The 26,356-nt window shown below is 44.4% G+C and carries 24 protein-coding genes; 15 read left to right on the top strand and 9 right to left on the bottom strand.

The window, feature by feature from the left end; genetic code table 11:
- The first annotated feature begins 395 nt into the window (after positions 1–395).
- The 3 genes from DC345_RS21160 to DC345_RS21150 all read left to right on the top strand — a co-directional run bounded on the left by DC345_RS21160 (position 396) and on the right by DC345_RS21150 (position 3,029).
- Positions 396–1,055: a hypothetical protein gene (locus tag DC345_RS21160; protein WP_113054781.1), complete on the top strand. Its 660-nt coding sequence runs from the start codon at positions 396–398 to the stop codon at positions 1,053–1,055.
- Positions 1,056–1,352: 297 nt separating this feature from the next.
- On the top strand, positions 1,353–1,988 hold the full coding sequence (locus tag DC345_RS21155) for a glycoside hydrolase family 11 protein (RefSeq protein ID WP_113054780.1): 636 nt from the start codon (positions 1,353–1,355) through the stop codon (positions 1,986–1,988).
- Positions 1,989–2,189: 201 nt separating this feature from the next.
- Positions 2,190–3,029 (top strand): formylglycine-generating enzyme family protein, encoded by an 840-nt coding sequence (locus tag DC345_RS21150; RefSeq protein ID WP_113054779.1) that lies wholly within the window; start codon positions 2,190–2,192, stop codon positions 3,027–3,029.
- A gap of 143 nt (positions 3,030–3,172) precedes the next feature.
- Here the strand turns inward: DC345_RS21150 and DC345_RS21145 are convergent, their stop codons facing one another.
- On the bottom strand, positions 3,173–4,654 hold the full coding sequence (locus DC345_RS21145; RefSeq protein ID WP_113054778.1) for a DHA2 family efflux MFS transporter permease subunit: 1,482 nt from the start codon (positions 4,652–4,654) through the stop codon (positions 3,173–3,175).
- Positions 4,655–4,817: 163 nt separating this feature from the next.
- On the opposite strand from DC345_RS21145, the gene DC345_RS21140 reads away from it, so the two are divergent.
- Both DC345_RS21140 and DC345_RS21135 read left to right on the top strand, forming a co-directional pair.
- Complete coding sequence (locus DC345_RS21140; RefSeq protein WP_113054777.1) at positions 4,818–5,711, top strand: LysR family transcriptional regulator; 894 nt, start codon at positions 4,818–4,820, stop codon at positions 5,709–5,711.
- 303 nt (positions 5,712–6,014) lie between these two features.
- Complete coding sequence (locus DC345_RS21135; protein WP_113054776.1) at positions 6,015–7,442, top strand: hypothetical protein; 1,428 nt, start codon at positions 6,015–6,017, stop codon at positions 7,440–7,442.
- 80 nt (positions 7,443–7,522) lie between these two features.
- On the opposite strand, the gene DC345_RS21130 is transcribed toward DC345_RS21135, so the two are convergent.
- Both DC345_RS21130 and DC345_RS21125 read right to left on the bottom strand, forming a co-directional pair.
- Entirely contained in the window at positions 7,523–7,906 is a 384-nt protein-coding gene (locus DC345_RS21130) for a winged helix-turn-helix transcriptional regulator (RefSeq protein ID WP_113054775.1), read from the bottom strand.
- Positions 7,899–8,261, bottom strand: coding sequence for a winged helix-turn-helix transcriptional regulator (locus DC345_RS21125; protein ID WP_113054774.1), 363 nt, complete (start codon positions 8,259–8,261; stop codon positions 7,899–7,901). The genes DC345_RS21130 and DC345_RS21125 overlap by 8 nt, the downstream gene beginning before the upstream one ends.
- 105 nt (positions 8,262–8,366) lie before the next feature.
- On the opposite strand from DC345_RS21125, the gene DC345_RS21120 reads away from it, so the two are divergent.
- The gene (locus DC345_RS21120; RefSeq protein ID WP_113054773.1) at positions 8,367–9,281 is read left to right on the top strand and encodes an arginase family protein; all 915 of its coding nucleotides are present in this window, start codon (positions 8,367–8,369) and stop codon (positions 9,279–9,281) included.
- A gap of 96 nt (positions 9,282–9,377) precedes the next feature.
- Here the strand turns inward: DC345_RS21120 and DC345_RS21115 are convergent, their stop codons facing one another.
- The 5 genes from DC345_RS21115 to DC345_RS21095 form a co-directional block, all read right to left on the bottom strand.
- On the bottom strand, positions 9,378–10,499 hold the full coding sequence (locus DC345_RS21115; protein WP_113054772.1) for a Ger(x)C family spore germination protein: 1,122 nt from the start codon (positions 10,497–10,499) through the stop codon (positions 9,378–9,380).
- The gene (locus tag DC345_RS21110; protein ID WP_113054771.1) at positions 10,496–11,584 is read right to left on the bottom strand and encodes a GerAB/ArcD/ProY family transporter; all 1,089 of its coding nucleotides are present in this window, start codon (positions 11,582–11,584) and stop codon (positions 10,496–10,498) included. Before DC345_RS21110 ends, DC345_RS21115 begins: the two co-directional genes overlap by 4 nt.
- Positions 11,577–13,040, bottom strand: coding sequence for a spore germination protein (locus tag DC345_RS21105; protein ID WP_113054770.1), 1,464 nt, complete (start codon positions 13,038–13,040; stop codon positions 11,577–11,579). Before DC345_RS21105 ends, DC345_RS21110 begins: the two co-directional genes overlap by 8 nt.
- A gap of 123 nt (positions 13,041–13,163) precedes the next feature.
- The gene (locus DC345_RS21100) at positions 13,164–14,015 is read right to left on the bottom strand and encodes an aldo/keto reductase (protein ID WP_113054769.1); all 852 of its coding nucleotides are present in this window, start codon (positions 14,013–14,015) and stop codon (positions 13,164–13,166) included.
- Between the two features lie 226 nt (positions 14,016–14,241).
- Complete coding sequence (locus tag DC345_RS21095; RefSeq protein ID WP_113054768.1) at positions 14,242–15,285, bottom strand: SIS domain-containing protein; 1,044 nt, start codon at positions 15,283–15,285, stop codon at positions 14,242–14,244.
- A 328-nt stretch (positions 15,286–15,613) separates the two neighbouring features.
- Here DC345_RS21095 and fba point away from each other — a divergent pair, with 328 nt between their 5' ends.
- From fba to DC345_RS21050, 9 genes are all read left to right on the top strand, one after another.
- Complete coding sequence (gene fba / locus DC345_RS21090) at positions 15,614–16,480, top strand: class II fructose-1,6-bisphosphate aldolase (RefSeq protein ID WP_113054767.1); 867 nt, start codon at positions 15,614–15,616, stop codon at positions 16,478–16,480.
- The gene (locus DC345_RS21085) at positions 16,477–17,406 is read left to right on the top strand and encodes a 1-phosphofructokinase family hexose kinase (protein WP_181586677.1); all 930 of its coding nucleotides are present in this window, start codon (positions 16,477–16,479) and stop codon (positions 17,404–17,406) included. The genes fba and DC345_RS21085 overlap by 4 nt, the downstream gene beginning before the upstream one ends.
- 184 nt (positions 17,407–17,590) lie before the next feature.
- Complete coding sequence (locus DC345_RS21080; protein ID WP_113054765.1) at positions 17,591–18,391, top strand: DeoR/GlpR family DNA-binding transcription regulator; 801 nt, start codon at positions 17,591–17,593, stop codon at positions 18,389–18,391.
- A gap of 70 nt (positions 18,392–18,461) precedes the next feature.
- Positions 18,462–19,754: an ABC transporter substrate-binding protein gene (locus DC345_RS21075; protein ID WP_113054764.1), complete on the top strand. Its 1,293-nt coding sequence runs from the start codon at positions 18,462–18,464 to the stop codon at positions 19,752–19,754.
- Positions 19,755–19,769: 15 nt separating this feature from the next.
- The gene (locus DC345_RS21070; RefSeq protein ID WP_113054763.1) at positions 19,770–20,705 is read left to right on the top strand and encodes a carbohydrate ABC transporter permease; all 936 of its coding nucleotides are present in this window, start codon (positions 19,770–19,772) and stop codon (positions 20,703–20,705) included.
- 21 nt (positions 20,706–20,726) lie between these two features.
- Positions 20,727–21,551: a carbohydrate ABC transporter permease gene (locus DC345_RS21065; protein ID WP_113054762.1), complete on the top strand. Its 825-nt coding sequence runs from the start codon at positions 20,727–20,729 to the stop codon at positions 21,549–21,551.
- A gap of 18 nt (positions 21,552–21,569) precedes the next feature.
- Entirely contained in the window at positions 21,570–22,871 is a 1,302-nt protein-coding gene (gene melA, locus DC345_RS21060) for an alpha-galactosidase (protein ID WP_113054761.1), read from the top strand.
- Positions 22,871–23,824, top strand: coding sequence for a carbohydrate kinase family protein (locus DC345_RS21055; RefSeq protein ID WP_181586676.1), 954 nt, complete (start codon positions 22,871–22,873; stop codon positions 23,822–23,824). The genes melA and DC345_RS21055 overlap by 1 nt, the downstream gene beginning before the upstream one ends.
- A gap of 49 nt (positions 23,825–23,873) precedes the next feature.
- Positions 23,874–25,421 (top strand): right-handed parallel beta-helix repeat-containing protein, encoded by a 1,548-nt coding sequence (locus DC345_RS21050; RefSeq protein WP_113054759.1) that lies wholly within the window; start codon positions 23,874–23,876, stop codon positions 25,419–25,421.
- A gap of 204 nt (positions 25,422–25,625) precedes the next feature.
- On the opposite strand, the gene DC345_RS21045 is transcribed toward DC345_RS21050, so the two are convergent.
- Positions 25,626–26,129, bottom strand: coding sequence for a hypothetical protein (locus tag DC345_RS21045; protein WP_113054758.1), 504 nt, complete (start codon positions 26,127–26,129; stop codon positions 25,626–25,628).
- Positions 26,130–26,356 lie beyond the last annotated feature (227 nt).

The raw sequence follows: 26,356 nt of genomic DNA, 5'->3' as shown, positions 1-26,356 counted from the left end.
TGGTAAAATAAAAAAAGGAGGGGAGATCATTTAGCTTAGACAGCTACAATATTTGAGCAAAAAACTGAATTCAAAATGGTAAACTTTTATTATTGAGTAAATACACAGATGGTATAGAAATGTTGGAGGTGCAAGGTCATATTGAAGAAATTAATCTTCGCAACACTATTATTCTTAACGAGTTACGTATTATTCTCATCAAATTCAACGGAAGCTTCAACAACAATTAAAACCGCTGTACATACCTATAAAGGTCAACCGTATGTTCAAATTAGTGGTGGAAATGCAATAGTTATAAAAAAATAAATGATACTTTAAAGGAACATACAGTAGATGTAGCTAATGGCAATAAGGCACTCCAACAGAATAATAGTGTAGCTTGGTACAAAACGAGCGTGAAAACTACTTACAATAATAATAAAATATTATCTGTAGCTTACACAGATGGACTCAGTTACAGCGATGATAATATAGGAACATATGTATCCATTATTTATAATTTTGATCTTGCAACAGGTGACAGAATTACATTATACGATGTAGTAGATTCTGATCAAAAAAAGGCCAATCTTGTGTCTATTTTATCTCATAACCTTCAGCTCAAGTATAATAAGGGAATTACAATTTATGAAAAGAGTATATATGATATTCCAATAAACTCTTCCACACCATTTTATTACTACGATAATGGTATAATTGTTCGATTTTATCCCTCTCAAGTTGCAGAATTGTCAGAGGGATTCATAGATATAAAGGTTCCATTCTCACAGCTAAATGAAGAGATAAATAGATTGGACCCTCTTATTACTTATTTAGATTATCTCCAAAACAATGTGACTGATTATGTTGATACTGAGATCGAATATTTTAATGGATACAGTATAAGGAATAGTTATCAACTCTTAAATGGTGAAGTATGGAAGCAAGTTGAGCCAAATTTTTTTAGCCTTCAATCCTATTCGTTTTATCCGAAAGTACGCATATATAAAGATAAAACACGCTATTATATGTGGGTTGAGGGTACAGATGACGCAGTAGAGGTTGAAAGGTATTAGATAATTTCTAAGCATAGCATTTATTTTCTCAGCCGCCCTTCTGGGCGGCTTTTTACATATTTGTTTTCTTGTAGGTACAAGTCGATTTTTAGAAGGGGAACAGACATAAATCTAAACATATTAGAGATTAATCTTTAGTTTGTCAGGTTTTTATGTAACCGCTATCATTCTATAATTTAGTCAGAAAGGAGGTAAAAGTAAAAAAAAGAATTGCTTCAAATGGCAATAGAGAACTTCAACCGAGAATCAGACGAAAGCAGTCGATAGTGAAAATAAAACCATATTGGGAGGTAGAGTATGTTTAAATTTAGCAAAAAAATGTTGACGGTCATTCTTGCGGCTTCCATGAGTTTTGGCGTGTTTGCAGCAACCTCAAGTGCAGCGACAGATTATTGGCAAAATTGGACCGATGGGGGCGGCACGGTTAATGCTGTGAATGGATCGGGCGGAAATTACAGCGTGACATGGCAAAATACGGGGAATTTTGTTGTTGGTAAAGGCTGGAATGTTGGATCTCCAAACCGGACAATTAACTATAATGCAGGTGTCTTTGCACCATCTGGCAATGGGTATTTGACGCTCTACGGGTGGACGAGAAATGCACTCATTGAATATTACGTTGTAGATAGTTGGGGCACATACCGACCAACAGGAACGTTTAAAGGAACTGTCAACAGTGATGGAGGCACTTATGACATCTATACAACGATGCGATATAATGCGCCTTCCATTGATGGCACACAAACCTTTGCCCAGTACTGGAGCGTAAGACAGTCGAAGAGAGCGACCGGGGTTAACTCCGCAATTACTTTCAGCAACCATGTTAACGCATGGGCAAGCAAAGGAATGAATCTGGGTAGCAGTTGGTCTTACCAGGTGTTAGCGACAGAAGGATATCAAAGTAGTGGAAGTTCCAACGTAACGGTGTGGTAAGCAATCCACGATCTTCCGTTTAATGAAAGTAAATCAGATTTTTATACATTAGGGACAGGCTCAATGTTCTTTCTTCAGTTCTACCATCATTCCGGATATGTTGAAGGCCGTTTCAGTCAGAAAAACGGTCTTCGATGTTGCCGGATGCGAATGGACGGCATCATATCCATATCTTCCCATTAGCTTAAAGGAGATCGTTCAATGAGAAAGCTATTAATGTTCTTTTTAATAGCAACAATGCTAGTAATTAGTGCTTGTTCGCAGGATAAACCCGAACCGAAGGATAACCTTGTATTCGTGCAAGGTGGAACGTTTAAAAACAATAAGTCCAATTTTGCTGGAAGAAATGAGACTCTGTCGAACTTTTATATCGGGAAATATGAGGTAACTCAAAAAGAGTGGGAAGATGTGATGGGAAATAACCCCTCCGGATTCAAAGGTGATCAATTACCGGTAGAAATGGTGAGTTGGTATGACGCGGTAGAGTATTGCAATCAAAGAAGTATAAAAGAGGGCTTAAAGCCGCACTACAACATCGATAAGAATACCCAAGACCTGAATAATAAGAATGATAACGATAATATAAAATGGACAGTAACCATCAATGAGGGAACTAACGGATACCGACTGCCTACAGAAGCGGAATGGGAATATGCTGCAGGCGGAGGTCAGGAGAGCAAGAATTACACGTACAGCGGCAGCAACAAAGCTGACGAAGTCGCATGGTATTGGAAGAACGCCGGGGACAAAATTTTAACTGGAGACTGGAACTGGCCTGCCATAGAGAGCAACAAAAACAAAACCCAATCGATTGGTACCCAACAGCCCAACGAGCTTGGTATCTACGATATGTCTGGCAATGTAAGAGAATGGTGCTGGGACTGGTATAGCGATGCTGAGAATCAAATTGCTTCATTTCGGGTTGTAAAAGGCGGAGGCTGGATCGGTGGTGTTAACAATAACGAGATCGCTTTTCGAGGCAAATTCGATGCAAATGGTTTTGGTCCGGATCAGGGTTTTCGTGTTGCTCGCGGAGAATAGTCGAAATAATCAAAAGTATTCTAACTATACTATTGCAGTACGCCCAGGCTCATACGTTGAAAATTAAATCGTTGAACATACAGGGATGCTCACGCTAATGTAGATTAGCGTTGGCATCCCTTATTTGGACTGTTGTATTCCTTCTAATGCATCGGTTGATCATGTCCCACTTGAGCTTCATCAGGAGCTTGGGTACGTTTAACGAAGAATCCTAGCAACAAAGCAAGAAGACTAATGAAAAAAGCAACCTGAATCGCGACTTGCATCCCGCTCACTAATCCGTTTATCGCTTCGGCAGGTGCCATGGGATCTGAGGAGGATTCCAAATATTTTTTAGTTCCGTTTGAAAATATGCTAATGAACAATGCTGTACCGATTGCTCCCGAAACCTGCTGTAACGTACTCATAATGGCAGTGCCATGTGGATAAAGCTTCTTGGGAAGTTGATTAAGCCCAGTCGTTTGTGCAGGCATCATAATCATGGAGATGCCAATCATCAAAATGATGTGAAGCGTAATTAATACTCCTGTACTCGTTCCGAGATCAACTCTGGATAGCAGGAATAAGGAAACAGCTGTAATGACAAGTCCAGGTAGGATCAACACTCTCGGTCCAAATTTATCGAAAAGCTTGCCAGAGATTGGAGACATGATTCCATTGGCGATACCTCCCGGCATTAATGTCAAGCCTGCTGCCAAGGCTGTCATCATCATAGCCTGCTGCATATATAGTGGCAATATAAGCGCTGTCGAGAAGAGTGTCATTGTCATGACGATCATTAGAGAGACAGTTAGAGCAAACATCGGATATTTGAATGCCCGCAAATCCATCATGGGTTCTTTGACGACCAGCTGTCGCCAGGTGAACAAGATAAGGGATACGAAGCCTGTAGCAATGGTCCAAATGACCTCTGGTTCTGACCATGATACTTCGCCGGCTGTACTGAAACCGTAAACGATACCACCGAAACCGATTGTTGAGAGTAAGATCGATAACAGATCAACCTTCGGTTTTGTAATATCAGAAACATTTTCCAAATACATAAATCCGAACACAATGGAAACCACGACTAACGGAATAACAAGGAAAAATAACCAATGCCATGATAAGGAATCAATAATAAGACCTGATAAGGTAGGACCAATAGCTGGACCGAACATGAGAACGAGACCCATCATGCCCATAGCCGCACCACGATTGCTTGGTGGAAAAATAATAAGAATGGTATTCATCATAACCGGAATCAGTAATCCAGTACCCGATGCTTGAATGATTCGTCCAATTAAAAGTACAGGAAAAGAACCGGAAAATCCGCAAATTATTGTACCTACCAAAAAGAGTAGCATCGCCGATAAAAACATCTGTCGTGTGGTAAACCATTGCTGAAGCATGGCTGTCACGGGTACCAGTATACCGATAATCAGCATATAGACAGTGGATAGCCATTGAATTGTGGACGCTCCTACTTCGAATTGCTTCATTAAATCCGGAAATGCAATACCAAGCAATGTTTCATTTAATATCGCTACAAATGCTCCTATGATCAAGGCTATGATAATAGGCCCTCGTTTTATAGAGCTTAAATCCAAATCTGTCTTCGTTGAACTACTTCCTTCTGATATCATTTTATTGCCTCCTATTGATGTGGTTTCTTTTTTTTCGTTTCATCCACTACCTAAGTATAAGGAGGTTTATTTACTCGAAATACACCGGATATTTTGTTGATTAACAATTCAAATAGTATAATAACTTTAAAAAACTTATTAGAATCGTTAAGGAGACAAGAAAGTGGAGCTTCAGCAATTAAAATATTTTGTGGAGGTTGCCAGTCAATTGCATTTTGGCCGTGCAGCTGAACGTTTGCATGCTTCCCAGCAGACGGTAAGCCACCAAATTGGGCAATTAGAGAATGAGCTTGACCTCAAGCTATTCAAACGAACAACACGCAAAGTCGAATTGACTATGGCTGGAGAGGCACTATTAGCAGAAGTCCAACTCGCTTTCAAGCATTTGCAACGGGGGATAGACGAAGCCAAAAGAGCAGAAACCGGCAGAAGAGGAAGGCTGACCATCGGTTATTTTGGAATTATGCTATATACCGTTTTGCCAAGTGCTATACGGCTTTATCGTGAGCTCTATCCCGATGTCGAGATTGTTATGCAAGAGATGGAATCCGATCAAGTGGAGCAAAAACTGTTACAGGGCGAAATAGATATTGGTTTTTCAGTTGATCTAAATGACAAGCATAGTGAACACAGCATGAATTGGCTTCCATTTTCAAAGGAGCCCCTCGTCGTAGCTCTGCCCAAAAAACATCTTTTATCGGATAAACAACACATTACTCTCGCAGATTTAAAAAATGAATCCTTCGTTATCTTAAATCGGAATGATTCGCCAGCCTTGTTCGACTCCTTTATTCTTTTATGTCGCCAGGCTGGGTTCACACCCCATATTGTGCAGCAAGCGGCAAGTGACCAAGCAGTAGTCGGTCTCGTAGCCACGGGCATCGGTGTCGCTTTTGTACTTGGATGCATGAGTAAAATGTTTGAGAATGACGTTACGTTTATCCCGCTCACGGAACCAAGTTTTGAATTAACTTTGGCAATCTGCTGGCTGCGCAGCAATCAGTCCTCGCAAGTCGATCATTTTGTAGACGTCATGCGAAGCTTTAATGAAGTCTAGATATATAACATATAGCATAAGATTCGAGAAAGAAGGAGTTACTTGGAGAGTCGCCTAACAGCGGCTTTTTTCTACTGTACCTGCAAGCTCGTTTTACAAGCACAGGATGGAAAACTTGTTAAAAAATCGTACCATTCGATTCTTTGTTTTTGCAGGATCAAAAAGTATCCTACGACACAAAAATGATCGGATCATACAAAAAAGTGCGTACTATTCAGCGATCAGGACACCTGATAATCTAACATTCGAAGGGCAAGTTGAATTGTCGTTCAATATATAAATCGTACTGAAGGGGTGGAATAAATGCCAGCGTATCAACTTCACTTGAAAGATAAACGTATCGAATGGGGAAACGCAATAGATGTGGAGTATCTCATTGGCACATATTCACAGGACTCGATTAGAACAGGAGAGAATGCGGCTTTGAATTGGAAATTGCCTGACGGCATATATAGAGCAAAAGAGGTCGTCATAGAGCTGGATAAACTGCTTGAAGCCATACTGGTTCAGCTTGGCGAACCGATAGACGGTAATCCTTCGGTGTTATTGGACAGCCTTCAGGCCAATTTGGCAATCTCCGGTGATCTTTCATCACTACCGCTTGGACCTTTGGCTTTGAAGGATAAAGCGGGTGTTGAAATTACGGCACAGGCTGCACGCATTGGTGAACAATTGGTTCTCTGGGCACGAGAGATTAATTCTGAAAAGAGGGCACTGGCGCAATATGGGCCGGAAACTCTTGGAGAGCTGGAATTTAGAAGTCATTGCTACGGTCATACTCTGATACCGGAAGCTATAGCTCAGGTTTGGGGACCCGCTGGGGGACCAAAAGTTATGCAGCTATATAATGAATACTTGCACCAATTTGTATTGCTGCGGGATGCATTACTTCCCTTTGCCAATTGGGAACAAGTACCCTTTGAAGTCAAGGAACACACGCAATTCAAAGGATTACGTTTTCTGGAGCCTGCCCGTAAGATCTTTTTAACTCAATTGCTCGGGAAGGAATTAACTCACAAGGCGATTGTTCAATATGCACAGAGTGTCGTTAGCTCGGGTTTGACCTCTGCTGGTTATGGTTTTCAATATTCTCTAGGAACCGTATTTCCAGCTGGCTTGGGAGAGTCGGCTGGTACTGCTTCACGTTATCTTCTGAAGTGGCATCCGGTACAAACCATTGAGACTGAAGATACACAAGATTTAGTTGCCATCTCATTCGAATACGAATATGACGATTATTATGCTGCACCACGTAGGGAAGCGGGAGCGGGTATACCGGGCAGCAAAGATCACCTTCGCGTTGCAGAAGCCAACATTGATTCTCCATCTGTCGCACGGTTGCTGCCGAATACAGATTCAGATCGAACAACGGTGCGTTTCAGTTTGGAGAGGGAAGGTCACGCATTCACTGTAGATCTCGGTCAGCTTTTCAGGGGGCATCGATTTTCATATCGGCCTGAACAAAACAACCATTCCAAGGATACTGCCGTGGAGCGAACATCGACCAGCATTCATCAGGTAGCAGACATTCTGTCGCATCCCGGGTTGGTGACAAATACGGACGCTGGGGTCCATTTCATTTCAACAGGTGGGAATGAACTTGTACAGTGGGCTTTGTTAGGCAAGCTGTATCCTGAAAATGTGGTGTTATTGGACAAAGGAGATCAAGAGGAGCTGGAAGCAGCTTTGGTTTCCGGGAAGGGGTGTGGAACGCAATTTCTGGTGTTGTAGTGCCTTAAACCATTCGTGACAGATGATATGACGGCGGCAGCGTATTCGTACACAGCTGCTGCCGTCTAATGAAGACTACTTTAATTTACATTAGCGATGTCGCGGCGAGAGTCATCATTGTCGCAAGATACTTCGTCGGGGAATTTCTCGATATAAGTCGTGCCAAACTTGCACAACATCTGAAGCATGGGGGCCAGTTCCTCACCCAGATCGGACAAATAATATTCTACTTTTGGCGGTGCAACCGGATAGACCTTACGAATAATCAGACCGTCACTTTCAAGCATTCTAAGCTGCATCGTAATCATGCGTTGGGTTGCATCAGGAAGAAGTCGCTGTAGCTCATTAAATCGAATGGAACCTTTTGTTAAGTGATTGAGTATAGAAATCTTCCATTTGCCGCTAAGTAAGCTCATGACAATTTCCGATGTACAGCGATAGGTTTTATTTCTAAAGTTAATCATCCTCCAACACATCTCTTTCACTTTGATTTTGTACTCCCCACTCGCACAAACCTTCCAGAACGGGCAATAACGTTTCTGCTTTATTGGTCAGACTGTACTCGACTTTAGGTGGGACTTGAGGATACTCTTTCCGTTCGACCATACCATCCGCTTCCAATTCTTTGAGTTGTGAACTCAATGTTTTAAATGTAATTGCTCCAATTTGTCTTTTCAGTTCATTAAAGCGTACCGGTTGGTTTTCTGCCAAAAGATAAATAATGACCATCTTCCATTTACCGCCAATGACAGACAGTGTGTAGCCAAACGGCGTATCTTGAATATGTTTAACCTTACCCTGATACTCAGCCATGCTCATATTTATGCTATCCTTTCGGGTAGTACCTGTCATAATAGTGCGTACTACTTTTTGATTTGCGTTCAGTTTATACTAACCTTACTTTGAAGTAAAGGAGAGAAAAACATGAATCAAAAAACAATACGTCTGTTAATGCCACAGTGGCAAGGCGGGAATAATCCTAACTACTCTTTTGGGGCGGAACTGCTTGCCTGGCTGGCTCCTGATAATGATCAACCAATGATTCAAGTACCTGTACGAGCATATGATGGAACTCCACTGGAAAACGAGGATGGTGTCAATGGGAGAAAACAACTCATCGAACAACTGGAAGCGGCCCAGCATATTATTCATGCTCACATGCCTGACCGCATCGTCATGTTTGGTGGGGATTGCTTGGTCGAACAAGCCCCATTTGCCTATTTAAATGAACGGTATAATGGAGAATTAGGATTGATTTGGATCGATGCGCACAGTGATTTGGTTGGTTACGTGGGTTATGATAACGGACATACGCTACCACTAGGAAATCTTTTGGGAGAAGGGGATGAGGAGTTTGCAAAACATGTAAAAATCCCTCTAAAACCTGAAAATGTCTTTATCGCGGGGTTGGCAACACCTACAGAAGAGGAAAGCGAAGTAATCTCAGCAGCATTTGAAAGATTGGGTATAACAACTGCTGAATCAGATACAGAAATGATTCAAAGACTTGGCATTAAAACTGCCGGAGCCGAAGAATTAACGAAAAGTACAGCATCCATCAAAGAGTGGATTAAAGAAAGCGGCATTAAGCATCTGGCTGTTCACCTGGATCTGGATGTGCTGGATCCCAAAGCTTTTCGCTCCTTACTATTCGCGAATCCTGAAGGACCTTATATGTTCTCTCCTGCGGGAAGCTTGCAAATCCCTCAGCTCCTGCATCTACTTAAAGAAATATCGAAAGAAACAGATGTCGTGGGGTTAGGTATAACCGAGCACATGCCATGGGATGCAATTAACCTGAAAAACCTGCTGGGGGAAATACCTATTTTAAATCAATAAAGTTGTACACGAGAAGAAATTATCGTTGAACCATAACTGATTTGCTTCATCAAACGCAAAAAATCCGTATATTGCTACGGCTCTTTGCGTTTGATGCTAATTCAATACACCGCTTCCGACCACTTTGACCTTCACTTCCGGGTGAAAACGAACCTGAGCATATTCTTTGTTCCAATCCAACTGTTTCCACAAGTCCGGATAATGTGCAATTAACTGCCTTCCAATACCAAATGAATCACATCCACTTCGCTGTAGTGTCTGGATAATTACCTCAGCATCCCGGGTCATGGCTTCCGATAGCTGACGGTTTAGACGTTCAATCGTACCCTTTTCCTGAAGATGATCTCTTGGATATTCAACAATAGTAACAGGAAGATTTACACGGAGACTCACATCAATCTGACTGTCGTTACCCACCTTTACGTTCAGCTTGCGTTTAATTTTTTCCGTATTTGCTTCATAAGTAACGTAATTTCTCGGATCATTGGAAGGACCGGAGTGTATCTTTTTGACAAAGCGCGCAGCCTTATTCCATTTCCCGCTCATAATAACGTAAAGTGGCCCTTGTTCCGTGTTCAGACTCCCGGTGAACTTTTGATCATGGAACAGGGCAATCCCCCGTGCAGCAATCTCTTCTCTGTCCTGATAAAGATAGGGCAGCGCAAAATCCTGACCTGGGTCAAGCATGGGTGGAAGCAGGGTTTCCAACGTCATCTCGGGGAAAATGCACAATTCCTCCAGACTTTTAATCTTTTTCGTTATAAACTCACCAATCAAAATGCTGCCGACTCTTTTTTGTTGTAACAAATCTCCGGCTGCGCCATCAACGATGCCTATTTTTACGTGTGAGGTTGGATAATCAGGTTCCCGATATAAGACGTCCAAATAGGGATAAATATCGTTTTGTGCAAGTTTGTTACCATATAGAATCATTCCATACTTGAAGAAACGAATGTCCCCAGTGACTTTGGCCCGAATTCGATCCGTGCTCTGACGAACAGATCTCCCCGTACCTGAATGAATTTCATTATCGCTGTTGCCTTGTTCACTTTCAAAATCATCGACAATTTCGAGAGTTTGCTTGATTTCACCCTCAGAAGTTATATCATACGCAGAAGCATTAGCTAATCTTGCATCCTTTAGACTGTCCTGATCCCAGCAGCCTGTCGACAGCATAAGTAGTGTCAGCATTCCAAGGACCGTTCCTCGCTTTCTCATATCGTCTTCTCCTTTCGTCTCAATATATAAGACAGGATCAGCAACAAAAGAGGAAGAATGATGAGAAATAGGTAGGCTGATTTGTTGGCATCCGTACTAACCATCTCGAGATTTTCTTGCTGCTGTGGCAGGTAGGCAATGATGCAAGATGCAATGACGACATACGGCACGGCTTTTTTATGGTTTTTTTGTTTAAAAAGATAACCTAAACCATAGGAAGCAGCATAATAATAACCGCAAATCGCGCCGAAAATGGAGATTAACCAAATCGGGAGGAACAGAAAATCGGCCCGATCCATTGTCCCGAGCGGGATGGAACGGAGCAGATATATAACAGGTTCAGGCATCATATCGAGCTGCTGGGGACTGAATGCCGTTGAACATATGAACACGCTGAACGAATACAGCACAGCGACGACTGCACTTGCTGCAGCAATGGATTTGAGCTTACCCGTACTTTTGCCTTCTACCATGGGATACACAACGAGGAAAAATTCAAATCCAAACATGGCCATTAACGTTTCGGTTGAGCCGCTTATAATATTGGGCCAGCCTGCTTCGTCCAAAGGCAGCAAATACAGCAAATTAACTTTCTTGAGTCCATAACTGATCAAAACCATCATGGGTATAACCAAAAACGAAATCAGTACAAGCACTCTCGCAATAATTCGCAGGTTTTGACGAACCAGATAAATGCTGCTGAACAGAAAGAGGGACAGTATGGCCCACCTGGGTGTGTCCTGCAGCATCCAGCGATTAATAACACCGTAAGCGTTCACCAGCACAGAAGTACCCATGAACAGGTAATATCCAATGTAGCCGATTGTAAGAATTTTTCCAATCACATTACCGGTAATCAGGGTCGTGATTTCATATATGGAAGAGCTAGGGAAACGCCGCATGAGCATCCAGCACATGAATATGATTAATTGGATCAAAATACCGCCAAGGAAAACAGAGATCCACCCGGCGCCATGGGATAGAAGATGGATGCGATAAGGGAGTGACAAAATATCCACGCCGATCTCGAATTTCAAAATCAGGAAAAATAATTGTCCCCGAGTGATCGTAATATCTTTATTCACGTTTTTTCCAACTCCTAGAGAACTTCTGCTGTTTCAATTGTTGTGGTCTGGCATCATGAGGTCGTTGACGAAGCGCCCAGATCGGAAAACGAATGAATACATCCTTCATGTCGGCTAGTCGAAAAGGTGCCACCGGCGCAAAATAGGGAGAACCGAAGGTTTCCAGCTTGCACAGATGAATTGTAAGAAATACCAGTCCAAAAGCAATACCAATGTATCCAAAGATCGCTGCGCCAATCATCATTGGAAAACGAAGAATACGTACTGCTGAACTCATCTCATGAGATGGCACGAGAAAGGAGGAAATGGCAGTTAACGATACAACGATGATCATCGTATAGGATACAAGGCCTGCACGAACAATGGCATCTCCAATAACCAAACCGCCAACGATACCGATGGTTTGACCCACGCGGCTGGGCAGTCTCACTCCGGCCTCTCTCAATACTTCAAATATTAGTTCAAGCAGCATTGCCTCAATAAGAGCAGGGAACGGGATGTTCTGCAAAGATTTTTTGATTGTATGTGCCAGCTCCAACGGTAAAATGGCCGAGTGGAAGGAGATGGTTGCGATATAAACAGCAGGCAACGTGAAAGCAATGATAAAGCTCATCATTCGAATTAATCTTAAAAATGAACTTACCATCCACCGACCGTGATAATCATCCGGGCTCTGGTAAAATGCAAAAAATGTAACGGGAGCGATAAGGGCTGAAGGGCTGCCTTCTGCAAGAATGGCTAAACGCCCTTCCAGCAGATTGGCAATAACCCGATCTGGCCTTTCAGTGCTCAGCTGTTGCGGGAACAAGGAGAATGGGCTATCCTCTATGAGCTCTTCAATAAATCCGGGTGCCAGAACCATATCTGAGGTAATGGACAAAATTCGCTCTTTCACTTTATCCACCAACTCCGGATTGGCTACATCCTGTAGATAGACGACAGCAATTTTGGTACGGGTTTTCTCACCCACATTAAAATAACGAACTATTAATGACGGACTAATAATTTGTCTGCGAATCAGATTCAAATTGACGGAAAGCTGCTCAATGAATCCATTATGCGCACCTCGAATAACGCCTTCGTTTTCCGGTTCCGTCGTTGTACGGGCATACATTTTCTCTGTAGAAAGAATATAAAACTCGGTAGCTCCATCCAGTATGTAGAGGCACTTTCCTTGAATGAGTGAATCTATGGCTTTTTGCAGATCCGTTTCCAGATGACTACCCAATGTGGTAAATAAGGGATGGTCTACAGGATTGCAGTGGTCGTACAACGAGGCTAATACATGTGTCTGTATGATCTCCTGATCCACGAGTGACTCAATATAGAGAAGTACACCCTCGACACCATGTAACGAGATAAATTGTTTATTCAGATCATCAGTTTGAAAAAGGGACTGCTCCACATAGGAGATGTTTTTCTTTAATTCAGAAAAAGTAGTGTGGGGTTGGGTCATGAGACACCTCTTGTCCAATATGAGATGTTCATAATGTGTACTTAGCTAGGATGATTTATCCAACAAGGATTCGGATGAACACAAAAAGTCGCCAGAAATGGCGACTTTTATAATTAGAAAGGGTCAGATATCAAGTTTACGGGTACCGAGCCATTTTACCATCTCTGGGTCATTGTGAGAAAAGAACAGACTCTGCTTCGTATCTAAAGCAGTAATTGATTCCATATCATTTGGGCTTAATTCAAAATCAAAGATATCAAAATTCTCCACAATTCTTTCTTTACGAACAGACTTCGGAATGACAACGACTTCTCTTTGTGTCAACCAGCGTAAAACGACCTGAGCAACGGATTTATTCAGCTTTTCCGCGATGGATACCAACAATTCATTCTGGAACAGATTATTTTTACCTTCAGCAAAAGGAGCCCACGATTGAATCTGAACATGATTCTCTTTCATAAATGCAGCACTCTCAATTTGTTGATTGAAAGGGTGTGTTTCCACCTGGTTTACCGCAGGAACTACCTCATTATGAATGATTAAATCGATCAGACGATCCATCTGGAAGTTACTTACCCCTATGGCACGGATCTTTCCTTCACGATACAATTCCTCCATAGCTCGCCAAGAGCCGTATACATCGCCAAAAGGCTGATGAATTAAATACAGATCCAACACATCCAACTGCAAGCGTTCCAGAGATTTTTCGAATGCTTTTTTAGTGTTTTCATAACCCGTATCCTGAACCCAAAGCTTCGTAGTGATAAATAGCTCTTCTCTTGCCACACCACTTCGTTTAATGGCTCGACCAACGGCTTCTTCATTCAGATATGAAGCAGCTGTATCAATCAGGCGATATCCTGCCATAATGGCATCGTAAACGCTTTGTTCGCATTCATTTTGATCTGCAATTTGAAAAACACCAAAACCCATAATGGGCATCTCTACACCATTGTTAAGTATTACTTTTTCCATGTTAAAAGCCCTCCTTTTAATATCTTTATTATGTACCGAATCATAATTCTAGCGTTATATCATTCATATCAAATGTTTGCCTAATTATCTCACTGGGTGTATAAATTCACTCTTGACCTTCAATTGAAAGACTTCTATTCTGCCTCGAATAGAAGTCTTAGGATTTTCCTCTGAAATTACCCTTGCTCGAAACGTCCAAGCTGATCGGAAGAACTAACCTTTCTTTTTACAGCTTGACCCAGGCAACCAGCCCATCCGGTTGATCCGGGTTAATACCATGGCGTTCGGCATTAGCCAAAGCAGCGATTTGCGAGATGAAAATGAAAGGGATACCTCTTACCGCTGTATTAAGCGGACGATCAGTTGTGATTTCAAGGTCAATGAACTCCTGCGGGATGTCCATCGTCCGGTCGGAAAACGTAATAATGGTGGCTCCACGCTCCTTAATATCCCTCAACAGATTGCGCTGATGCTCAATACCGCTGTCCGACAAGGCAGCAATCACTAGTGTATCTGAACCTACAGTGACCATCGGCCCGTGCCGGACGTCAAGAAGATGGTATGCGTGGGCTTGCGTCTTGGCAATCTCGGTCAGAGCGATGGCACCCTCGGCTGCCAGCCCTTGTAGTTCACCGTCTGCGAGCAGGACTGCGTTCGTCCAATTGAAGTTGGAGACGCGGCGGATGCTGTCCTCTACACGTGCCATATAGGCTTCACCTTGATGAATCGCTTCCTGCATATCAATAATCAGCTCCTCATCACCAGCAAGAAAAGCGGCAAGAAGGAGATTGGCTGCATACAGATTGGTCACTGTGCGGGTTTGGCAAACGCTATGGTCAAAAGCCCAGGGCAGTTCTAGAGGGAAATCGGCGCTTTTGGATAACGGCGAGTCCGTTACACAAGAAATCGTTAATAAAGGAATACGTTGATCGGACTGGAGTAAACGTAACGCTTCAACGACCTCACTCGTACTGCCAGATCGTGACGGCGCTATGATCAGGCTGCCCTCCAGCATGGGACGATAGCGGTCTGCATGGAGCATGAGATCACCAGCAGCAAGTGACATTGCAGGCAGGCCAGCACGCAAACGGAAGGAAAAAGCGGCCGTTTCGCTCAAGCAATAGCTGGACCCGGCGCCAACGAAGGTTACGGAGGTAATCGCTTGAGCTTGGACAAAGGCAGTAAATTCCGTGCGCTTGGCCAGTAAATAGTTGTAGGTCTGCTGCAATGCCTTATATTGTTCTTTTACTTCATGATACGTCAAACTCATAAAAATACCTCCCGGGAATGATTTAGATTGATAAGTTCAGTTTTTGATCTTTTCGATCAATTATATAGTTTATTGATTGTGTTAATCATAATTATGCCTTTATATCCCTGTAAATTGCAATAGATTTCCAAAATAATGATTGATTTAATCAAATTAAAGGATTATTATGATCACAAGCTAGAAATTTTCAAATGTTTCCCAATCTCATCTGACCCGTGAAGGGAGGTGCAGGATAGATCGAATCATCGCCATGTATCCTGATAGAAGGTGTTAATTAACTTGAAGCCTTGAAGCAGGAAGTGACGAAACCTTAAGAGGGGGAATGGATATGCCACTGATCTCGTCCACTGAAATGCTGCAAATAGCTCGCAGGGACCAATACGCCATCGCTGCATTTAACGTTCATACCCTGGAGATGCTTCAGGCTGTCGTTGAAGCGGCTGTAGAAACCGAGTCACCACTCATTATTCAAACTACGGTGGGCACAGTCAACCACTTGGGTCCGGATTACATTGCCCATGCGGCCAAAACCGCAGCGGACTTGACGGATATCCCCATCGCACTTCATTTGGATCACTGTACTGATTTTTCGACAATTATCCGATGCATACGAGCAGGTTATACCTCCGTTATGATCGATGCATCCATGTACCCTTTTGAAGAAAATGTGAACCTAACCCGTAAAGTGATGGAGGTTGCACAGGCATCTGGCGTGAACGTGGAGGCGGAGCTTGGCAAGGTCGGGGGCGTTGAGGACGATATTGTCGTCGATGAACACGATGCTTCCCTGGCAGATCCTGAAGATTGCGTGCAGTTTGTTGAACGCACCGGCGTAACTACGCTCGCTCCCGCAATCGGAACCGCACACGGTATTTATAAGGGACAGCCGAACATAGATTTTGAACGAATAGAAACCATTGCGAATCGAGTATCGGTTCCTTTGGTGCTGCACGGTGGTTCGGGTATACCAGCTGAACAGATTCATCGGGCGGTTGCACTGGGGATGTCCAAGGTAAACATAGCCACAGAGCTGCGTATTGCTTTTTCCGAAGCTATCAAAGATGTATTTGTAATCCATCCGGAAGAGAATGATCCACGCAAATACATGGCTCCAGCGAAGGAAGCGGTTAAACGGCTTGCCATGGAGAAAATACGGTTATGCGGAAGCACTGGCAAAGCCGGCGTAGTCCGATGATTACCACAGTCACACTCCATGCGGCCATCGACCGGACGTTGTACGTTGACAAGTTTGGCGTAGGCCAAGTGCATCGGGTGACAAGACAGGTTAATGAGCCAGGTGGCAAAGGCAATAACGTAGCCAAGGTGATCCGGCAGCTCGGCGGTGAAGTCACAGCTACAGGCATTATTGCCGGCAATAACGGTGTATTTATTGAGAGAAATCTGACTGAACGAGGGATACGGACTGCTTTTATCCAATCAGCGGGAGACTCACGAGTTTGCCTCAACATTGTGGATGATTCCAGTGGTAGCTCTACCGAGCTGCTTGGGCAGGGTCCAAATATGTCAGAAGCTGAAGTTGAAGCGATCAAGAAAAAAGTACAGGAGCTTGCCACCCAGTCCAGTACAATTGTGATGTCTGGAAGTTTACCTCCAGGTGCACCGGACACATTGTACGCAGAATTGATTTGTATTGTCCGTTCAGCAGGCACGAGAGCCTTTCTGGATACTGGTGGAACAAGTTTCAGCATTGGGCTGAGTGCAACGCCCCATTTCGTGAAGCCAAATGAGCTGGAACTGGCCGAATGGCTGGGGCAAAAGCCGAAAGACGTAAATGGATGGGCCCGTGCAGCGCACAGGTTGGCGCATCAAGGCATTGACGAAGTGTGCATAACACTCGGTAGTGACGGTGCTTTGGCTATTATAAACGGAAATGCATATCTGGCGAAGCCGCCATCCATTCAACCTGTGAATACGGTAGGTTGCGGAGACTCCTTTGTTGCCGGCATGGCATATGCAGGGGAGCGCGGCGAATCGCCCGAGTCCAAACTGCGTACGGCTATCGCGGCTGCCGCTGCGAATGCAATGTCTTCCAAAGCAGGAGACATCGACTATGTTCTCTTTGAGGAGTACGAACATCAGGTGCAAATTATACCTTTATGATGGTTGAAGGTTTGGAAAATCAGCCTCTTATCCCTCATGAATAACCGTTAGAGAGATGCTTTTCTTATGGGATGCAGTTCACGTCGACATATTGCAATCCATCCTTTCATCCTACACAATAGAGCTAGCACGGGCTGAAGTTAACGGATATCATGCAGGCCCAGACATATTAAAGGAGAGACTTATGCAATATTCAAAGGGTGAACTGCGCAGAGCACAAACACTGGAACTGATTAAATCGCATGGAAAAATATCGCTGCAAGAGATTGTCCAAACAGTTGGCTGCTCGGAAGCAACCGCAAGACGGGATTTGGACGTACTTGAAAAAGCGGGCGAGATTATTCGAACAAACGGGGGAGCCATATATGAAGGGGGTCTGACGTCGGCGGTATCGGAGCTGCCTTTTGCAGCAAAACGCGATTTCCGACGGATGGATAAGGAACGGATTGCCGCTACAGCGGCAGCCCTTGTTAAAGAGGGGGACATTATCTGCCTGACGGGAGGTACAACAACGTTCTTTATTGCGAAAGCACTCAAAAAGCAGCGTAATATTACGATTGTCACCAACGCGGTGAATATCGCTTATGAATTGGCTGATGCCGAAGAAATTCAGGTCGTCGTCATTGGCGGTGTTATGCGGTCTAAAAGCTACGAGTTATGCGGTCCGCTGGCGGAAAGCGTGATCGACAAAATTAACATTACGAAAATGTTTCTCGGGGTGGACGGAGTAACGCAGAATTTCGGCTTTACGATGCATTCCGAGCTTGAAGCCCGTATAGCCCAATTAACGATGGAACGATCCAGCGAGGTTTATGCTGTATTCGATCAAAGCAAAATTGAGAAAAGTGCTTTGTTTACCATTGCTCCTTTAACGCAGGTGACGGGGGTAATTACGAATAAACAGCCGGAAGGTTGGTTTGAGCAGGCGTGCCGGGAGCATCAGATTGCCATACATACAACTACAGAGCACATTGCTTCTATATAAATACGCGCAATCCTCAAACGCCCTTCCCTTCATATGCTGGCAAATTTGCAGGACAAGGGAGGATATGCGAATGCATTTTTCCAAGTTTATGCTGATCCTTGCGATGGTTTGTGTTGTATTCGCTGAAGCGGGCTGTTCCAGCTCCTCCTCTTCAGGCGGCGATACATCCGCAAACCCGCAAGGAAAGGTAAATCTGGTCTTTTGGAGTCATCAGGAAGACGCCATTGTGGGCGCATACAAGAAATTAATATCCAAATACCAGACCTTACACCCCGATGTAACGATTGAGTATCAGACCTTTCCATATGATGTATACAGCCAGAAGCTGAAAGCCTCATTCTCCGCGAAGAAACCACCCGATATTGCTGAATTTTTCGGTACGTGGGTGCCCGAATATTCCAAGAACGATCTGCTTGTCGAAATCCCTGATAGTGAAAATGTAAAAAAAGAGTACTATGATGCTCCCCTTGGGGGATATTTGCGAGACAACAAGCTATACGGTTTGCCACTTGAGTACAACATTGAGAATGGCGGCATGTTGATTCACCCGCAAATGCTCAAAGACCAAGGTTTCGATCACGCACCGTCCAACTGGACAGAGCTTGTGGACTACGCCAAAAAATTGACTGTCCGTGAGAACAATGTCATCAAAGTCAAAGGCTTCGATTTTGTATCGGCAGACAATATTACGTTTACATTCTTATCCCTTATTTTGCAGCAAGGTGCAAGTTTTATGGGTGAAGACGGACATGTTAACTTCCACTCACCGGAAGCAGAGAAAGCGATGTCCACCTTGGTCTCGCTCGTGGCCGATGACCAAGTTGCGGATTTAACCACGTTTGGTGGTGAGCTGGATACCTCTGACTATTTTTTTCAGGGCAAATCAGCCATGACCTATCGTGGTCCCTGGACGATTGCTGCGGGACAGAACAACTACAAGGTTGATGATTTTGAATACGTTTCCGTTCCTTCCTTTACGGAAAATCCACCCGTTTTTGCTGCCGAATCCGGTTGGGGTCTTGCGGTGTCTAAGAAAAGCAAACAGCAGGCGGCCGCGCTCGATTTCATCCAATTCATCTCGGAGAAAGAGAACCTCACGACCTGGAATACGGACACCTTTACCGTTCCTGCCAAAAAAGAAATTGCCGAAAACCCGGAATTCCTGAAGAACAATCCTCATCTAAAGCCTTCGCTGGCTATATTGGCGTTAGGTCAATGGATCGGCCCGATAGCCGACCGGGATTTCTTCTTCAAGCAGGTTAACGACAATTTCCAACTGATGGCCAGTGGACAGCAGAGTGTCCAGGACGGATTGGCGAATATCGAACAGACGATCAATGATAATCAGGATCAACATAAGTGATAGGGGTGCTGGGGCATGAGTACTGCTATATCAACCAATAAGGCGGACAAGGTTAACCCAGCGGTAAAGTCAACAGCTTACAGGGCAAAACGAAGGTTCATCATCATCTCACTCGTACCGATCTTGCTTCTGTTCGGGGTGTTTGCCTTCCTTCCCATCGCATGGAGCCTGGGCTTGTCCGCATTCAAGTATGACCCGCTCAGCTCAAACGCGATATTTGTGGGGGCGGAAAACTATATTCGCATGTTCCAGGATTCCATCTTTCTGAAGTCACTGTGGGTAACCTTCAAATTTGTATTTATCGCCGTATTGATCAACATTGTTATTACGCTTTTGATTGCTTCAGCGATTCAGCGAGTCCGCATCCCTTGGCTTAAAAATGGCTTTCGAACTGTCTTCTTTCTTCCCACGATCGCTCCGCTGGCGGGAACGGCTATCGTATGGAATACCATGTTCAATTACAATGACGGCTTGTTCAACATGATTCTCGCCAAGGTGAATATGGCCCCGATCCAGTGGCTCAGTGATCCACATTATGCGCTCTATTCCGTTATTATGATGACCTTGTGGGCTGATATCGGCTATAATATCGTTCTTTTCATTGCCGGTCTCGATTCCATTCCGGATATGTACTATGAAGCAGCAACGCTGGAGGGGGCGGGCCGCTGGCATGTCTTTCTTCACATCACACTGCCACTGCTGCGCAGAACGCTGCTGTTTGTTTCCATCACGACAGTTGTTTCCTATTTTCAGGCCTTCCCACAATTTCAGATTATGACCAAGGGCGGACCCTTTAACGAAACACGAGTGCTGTCCCTGCAAATCTATGAACAGGCCTTCTCCAGCTCCAATATGGGGTACGCATCGGCTATGGCAACCGTGTTTCTAATGATCATCCTGCTTGTGACCCTGCTGCAACTTCGATGGGGACGCACGCAATGGGAACATTGAGAGAGAAGGGAGAAAAAGTAGATGCCGCGTAAAATCAGCCTGTGGGAAGGGTTTACTATCGCAGTACTTACAATTATAGCTTGTGTTATGCTTTTGCCTTATGTCTGGATGGTGCTGTCATCACTGAAAAGTAACATGGACATCGTCTCGGGTTCCGGCGGTTTTTTTCCAAGTAAGCCGAGTCTGGACGGATACCGAACGGTTTTTAGCGAGGCGCCGTTTGTCACATGGTTGCTGAATAGTCTTGTGACTTCTGTCATCATAACAGTGGTCACCTTGTTTACTAGCGCTTTAGCCGGATATGTCTTTGCCAAACATCAGTTTAAAGGCAAGAAACTGATGTTTATTCTAATCCTGGCAACCATGATGATTCCCTTTCAGGTTATTATGATTCCCACGTATTTGATCACGGCTGAGCTTGGATTGGTTAACCATTTGCTGGCAATTATTTTACCCAATCTGGTCAGCTCCTACGGCGTATTTCTGGCTAAACAATTCATAGAAGAGATTCCACAGGAGCTGCTCGAGGCAGCAAGAATGGACGGTTCAGGGGAATTCAGACTGATGCTTCGCATCGTTATGCCGCTTATATTGCCGATGTTGTCAGCGCTGGGAATATTCACGTTTATGAACTCCTGGAATAATTACCTGTGGCCACTGATTGTATTGAATGATGAGAGCAAGATGACCGTTCCGCTGGCATTGGTCTATTTTAACGGAACGCACCAGGTCAATTACAACGTCGTTATGTCAGCTGCAGTACTGATTACAATACCGGTTATTATAATGTTCCTGATCTTCCAGAAGCAATTTATTAAAGGCCTAGCTATGACGGGCATGAAATAACGGGTGAGGAGAAGAGTTATGACTAAAATCTCAATTATTGGAGCAGGCAGTGCATTCACACGAGAGATCGCTATGGATATTCTGCTGATTGAAGGTTTGGAGGGTGGCACGATTGCCCTGGTTGATATCGACGAGCGGCGGCTTGAGTTGGCACGCAGGCTGGTGCTTCAGATCGTGGAACGGACAGGTAAGACGTGGGAGGTGATTGCCTCTACGGATCGCAGAGAGGTTATCGGCGGTTCACAGTTCGTGATTAACCAAATTGAAGTAGGCGGGCTGGAGACGGTTCGTTATGAATATGAAATTCCATTGAAATACGGGGTAAAGCAGTGCATTGGCGATACGCTGGGACCCGGAGGATTGTTCAAAACACTCCGTACCCTTCCCAGCTGGATGGAAATCGTACGGGACATTGAAGTACTCTGCCCAGATTGCATCATTCTAAACTATACCAACCCGATGTCTGCGGTTACACTCCTGACTTCCCGCATTACGGATATTCCGGTAGTGGGACTATGCCACTCCATCCAGAACACGTCGGCTCAACTGGCCGAATATGCCGGAGTTCCATATGAAGAGATGTCATGGAAAGCCGGCGGCATTAACCACATGTCCTGGTTTGTGGAGCTGTCCCATGCCGGAAGGGATTTGTATCCGGTTCTGTTAGAGAAAATTCAAACTCCTGAGCTGCTGCGGCAGGACCCGGTCCGCTTTGATGCGATGAAATACCTGGGTGCTTTCGTCTCGGAATCGAGCGGCCATTTCTCGGAGTATATCCCGTATTACCGTAAAAGCCAATCGCTGATCGACCAGCACTGCAACTCAGGTTATAACGGAGCCACGGGATTCTACGCTGACAACTGGCCGATCTGGCGGAGAGAGAATGATGAGCAGATCGTTTCACAGCTTGAGGGAACGGCACCGCTTGAGCTGAAATCCAGTAATGAATATGCAGCCATGATCATTGAAGCAGTATTGAAGAATGAGCCGAAGGTCATTTATGGTAACGTTCCTAACCGGGGATTGATTGAAAATTTGCAGGCTGATGGTGTGGTGGAAGTGGCCTGTCTCGTTGATGGGAAAGGCGTTCAGCCTTGTCGCTTTGGAAGACTGCCCGAGCATTTGGCCGCATTGTGCCGCTCGAACATGGCTTTTTTTGACCTGGCTGTGGAAGCTGTGCGGAGGAGTGACATGGAAATGGCTCGCCATGCACTGATGCTGGACCCGCTAACTGCTGCCGTATGCTCCCTGGAGGAGATCGGAAGTATGTTCGATGAACTGTATGAGGCGGAACGGGGCTTTGTTCCGGTATTGAAATGATGCAGAGACAGCAAACAAGTCCCGTTGTTGTCATCGCTGGCGAGCTAAATGTAGATGTTATTGTATCGGGAACGGATGTCATGCCGGAATGGAATCGGGAGAAAATGGTTGATGGCTTCGAAATAGTACTTGGTTCCTCATCAGCAATTACGGCCTGTGCGCTGGCAAGCCTGGGAGCGGATGTGAGATTCGTAAGCGTAGTGGGAGATGACGATTTCGGAAAATTCTGTATAGCTGAGCTGCAGCGTATGGGCGTAAATACAGAGCATGTAACCCGATTATCTGGCATCAAGACAGGTGTAACTCTGTCGCTCTCCACACCCGATGACCGCGGGTTGTTAACTTACGCTGGCAGTATCCCTTTGTTAACACCGGATTATATCCCGGAATCCCTGTTGCAGCAGGCCACACATCTTCATTTTGGTTCCTATTATTTGCAGGATGGAATGAGACCTCATTGGCGAGAACTCTTTACAAGATTGCGGGCAGATGGAATCAGCACATCTTTTGATACCGGTTGGGATGTATCCAATCAATGGGACCGTGAGGGCATAAGTGCACTACTGACGGTGACTGATTTGTTTATTCCCAGCGAGGATGAACTGCTGCACATTTTCCCTGCCGATGGGGTAACCCAAGTGCTTGATTCCATGCTTCCTGCTGTGGCAGGAATTGTAGCGGTCAAACAAGGGTCAAAAGGGGCTACGCTACGCGAACTGGACGAAAGTAAAATATCGGCCAGATCTTACACTTTGACCCCCGTCGATACGACAGGAGCAGGAGACTGTTTCAACGCAGGAATCATATATGGATACTTGCTTGGGATGCGAAGCGATGAACTGCTGCGATTTGCCAATGCATGTGGGGCTCTTTCCACACTTGGCATTGGTGGCACAGGAAGCTTACCGACGGTGGAGGCAGTCCTTCTTTTGCAAGCAAAGCATGAACAATAAATCCTGGTTTTACGCTATACATCCAATTTGATCAAAGGGAGTTGAGGATATGTTGAAATTCGGTAAAACATTGTTGGTGGGATTAAGCATGGCGGTAGGAATAGGACTGGTTTCAGGCATTGAATGGTCCTCCTCTGCTGCCGCAGCAGGCGCAGATTATTACGTGGCGACAAACGGAAATGACTCTAATGCCGGAACGAGCAGCGCGCCATGGAAGACACTTCAGCACGCAGCGGATGCTGTTCCTGCAGGCAGTACAGTGCATGTTCGTGGCGGTGTGTACAACCAGAAGCTGAAGATCACTCGCTCAGGCTCCGCTTCACAGGGACCGATTGTATTCACTAACGATGGCACGGAGACTCCAATTATTGACGGCACAGGACTTTCGGTTAGCGGGATTGAAGGGTTGATTGACCTGACCGATGTAAATTACGTTACCCTTCAGGGATTTGAAATTCGCAATTATACTACAGCTACCAAGGACGTCATGCCCGTAGGCATTTATGTTCACGGATCAGGCAGCTTCATCAATTTGTCTGGCAACAAAGTCCATGATATCAAGAACACAGCCACCCCAACTGGCAGTGATCTGCTGGGCCGTGACGCACATGGGATCGCCGTATACGGCACAAAAGCACCTGAATCCATTCACGATATTACGATTAATGGTAATGAACTGTACAATCTCGTGCTCGGCTCCAGCGAATCGCTTGTTCTCAACGGTAATGTGGACACCTTCTCGGTGACGAATAATGTCATTCACGATAACGACAACATCGGCATTGATCTTATCGGTTTTGAGGGTAAAGCGCCGAATACGGCTTACGATCAGGTACGGAACGGACTTGTAAAAGGCAACAGAGTCTACAATATCTCTTCCAATAATAATCCTTCCTATGGGAAGTCACTTCCGAACAACAGTAATGCAGCCGACGGTATTTATGTCGATGGTGGCAAGGATAGTATTATTGAACAGAACTACAGCTACAACAATGATATCGGTATCGAGATTGCGTCCGAGCATGCCGGTAAATCTACCAGCAATATTACAGTTCGCAGCAACGCAGTCTACAACAACCGACTCACCGGCATCGCGATGGGCGGGTATGATACCAAACGCGGCTCTACAGTAAACTGTAAGATAGTTAACAATACCGTGTACAAAAATGATACGCTTGGCGATGGCAGCGGCCAGCTTTACGTCCAATACGACACACAAAACAACGTAATTAAGAACAACATTTTCGTAGCAAGCTCTACCGATGTATTGATTTACAATGAATATACCAAGAATTCCGGAAACGTTGTGGATTATAATCTCTATTTCGCCCCTGCCGGAAGCAATGGAGCGAGCTGGACCTGGAAAAATAAAGATTATACAGGATTCTCCGCATATAAAACGGGAACTGGCAATGACGCGCATTCCTTGTTCATCGATCCCAAATTTGTGAATGCCTCGGGATACGATTTCCATCTTCAATCTACATCTCCAGCGATTGATGCGGGGAACACGGACAATGCAATTATCGGAACACTGGACATTGAGGGGAAACCAAGAGTACAGGGAGCTGCTGTGAATATCGGCGCTTACGAGTGACACTTATAAACGAATGGGAAGATTCTTCCCAAGGACAAACCGACAAAGGTAGCTGAGTGGTCAGCTACCTTTGTTTTAATTAAATATAAGGCTATGTTACATCTTAATTAATGTTTTAAAAACTAAATAAAAACTGATTTTTCACTAAAAGGCAGTTAATTAAACGATCGTGTCCTGTTACCTCAACGATTTAGCTTATAAAAATCATTTTATTGTATTTGCTATGTCAATCAATGTTTGGTAATCGTATAACGGTTCAATATTGTTATTTTTTCCTGAAATAAGAGAGTAAGTTAAACCCTCGTTTCTCCAATAGATGGCACTTACATGTTCGTCCCCTTGGTCCCATGTTTGCGAACCGTTAGTTAATTTTAGACCTTTTGTCCCATTCGGTAGCGTATCAGCCTTTGAGTTTGTAATCATTGTTATCAGGGTCAATCCTTCGTCGGTATTTGCATACGTAATTTCAACTGCATCAAATTTACCATTGGTCTCAAGAATCCTTGCTGATTCTTGAGTAACTTGGAAAGGAACAGACGGTTGTTTGATTTCAAAAGGGATGTTTGCTTCCGCTTCTTCAAGTGAAATTTCAACTGGAGGACTTAGATCCGAAATATTGGTTGGTTGATTACTTTCCGCGTTTTGGAAGCAGGCAGATAATAAAAGAGGTATCATGCATAGGAACAGCAACTTACTTACAAATTTCATGTAATCACCTCGATATCAGAATAGATAATTTTATTACGTTTCTATTAACTGGATAGTTGCATTATTCTACCATTGTTGTTTTCCATGACCGCCAACCACTGCTTTCAATTTTGTAGTCTGAATACGTCACGTCCAAGAAAACAGAATAATTCATCTTCTATTTAGGTAGGGAGCGGCATTTCCATTTCGAGCCAAGGATAGTAAAATCGGTTATAGCATGATTAATG

Source organism: Paenibacillus taichungensis (assembly GCF_003287275.1).
GTDB classification, from domain to species: Bacteria; Bacillota; Bacilli; order Paenibacillales; family Paenibacillaceae; genus Paenibacillus; species Paenibacillus taichungensis_A.
Note: the sequence above shows the minus strand (reverse complement) of the source record. Positions and strands in the feature narration are given on the sequence as shown.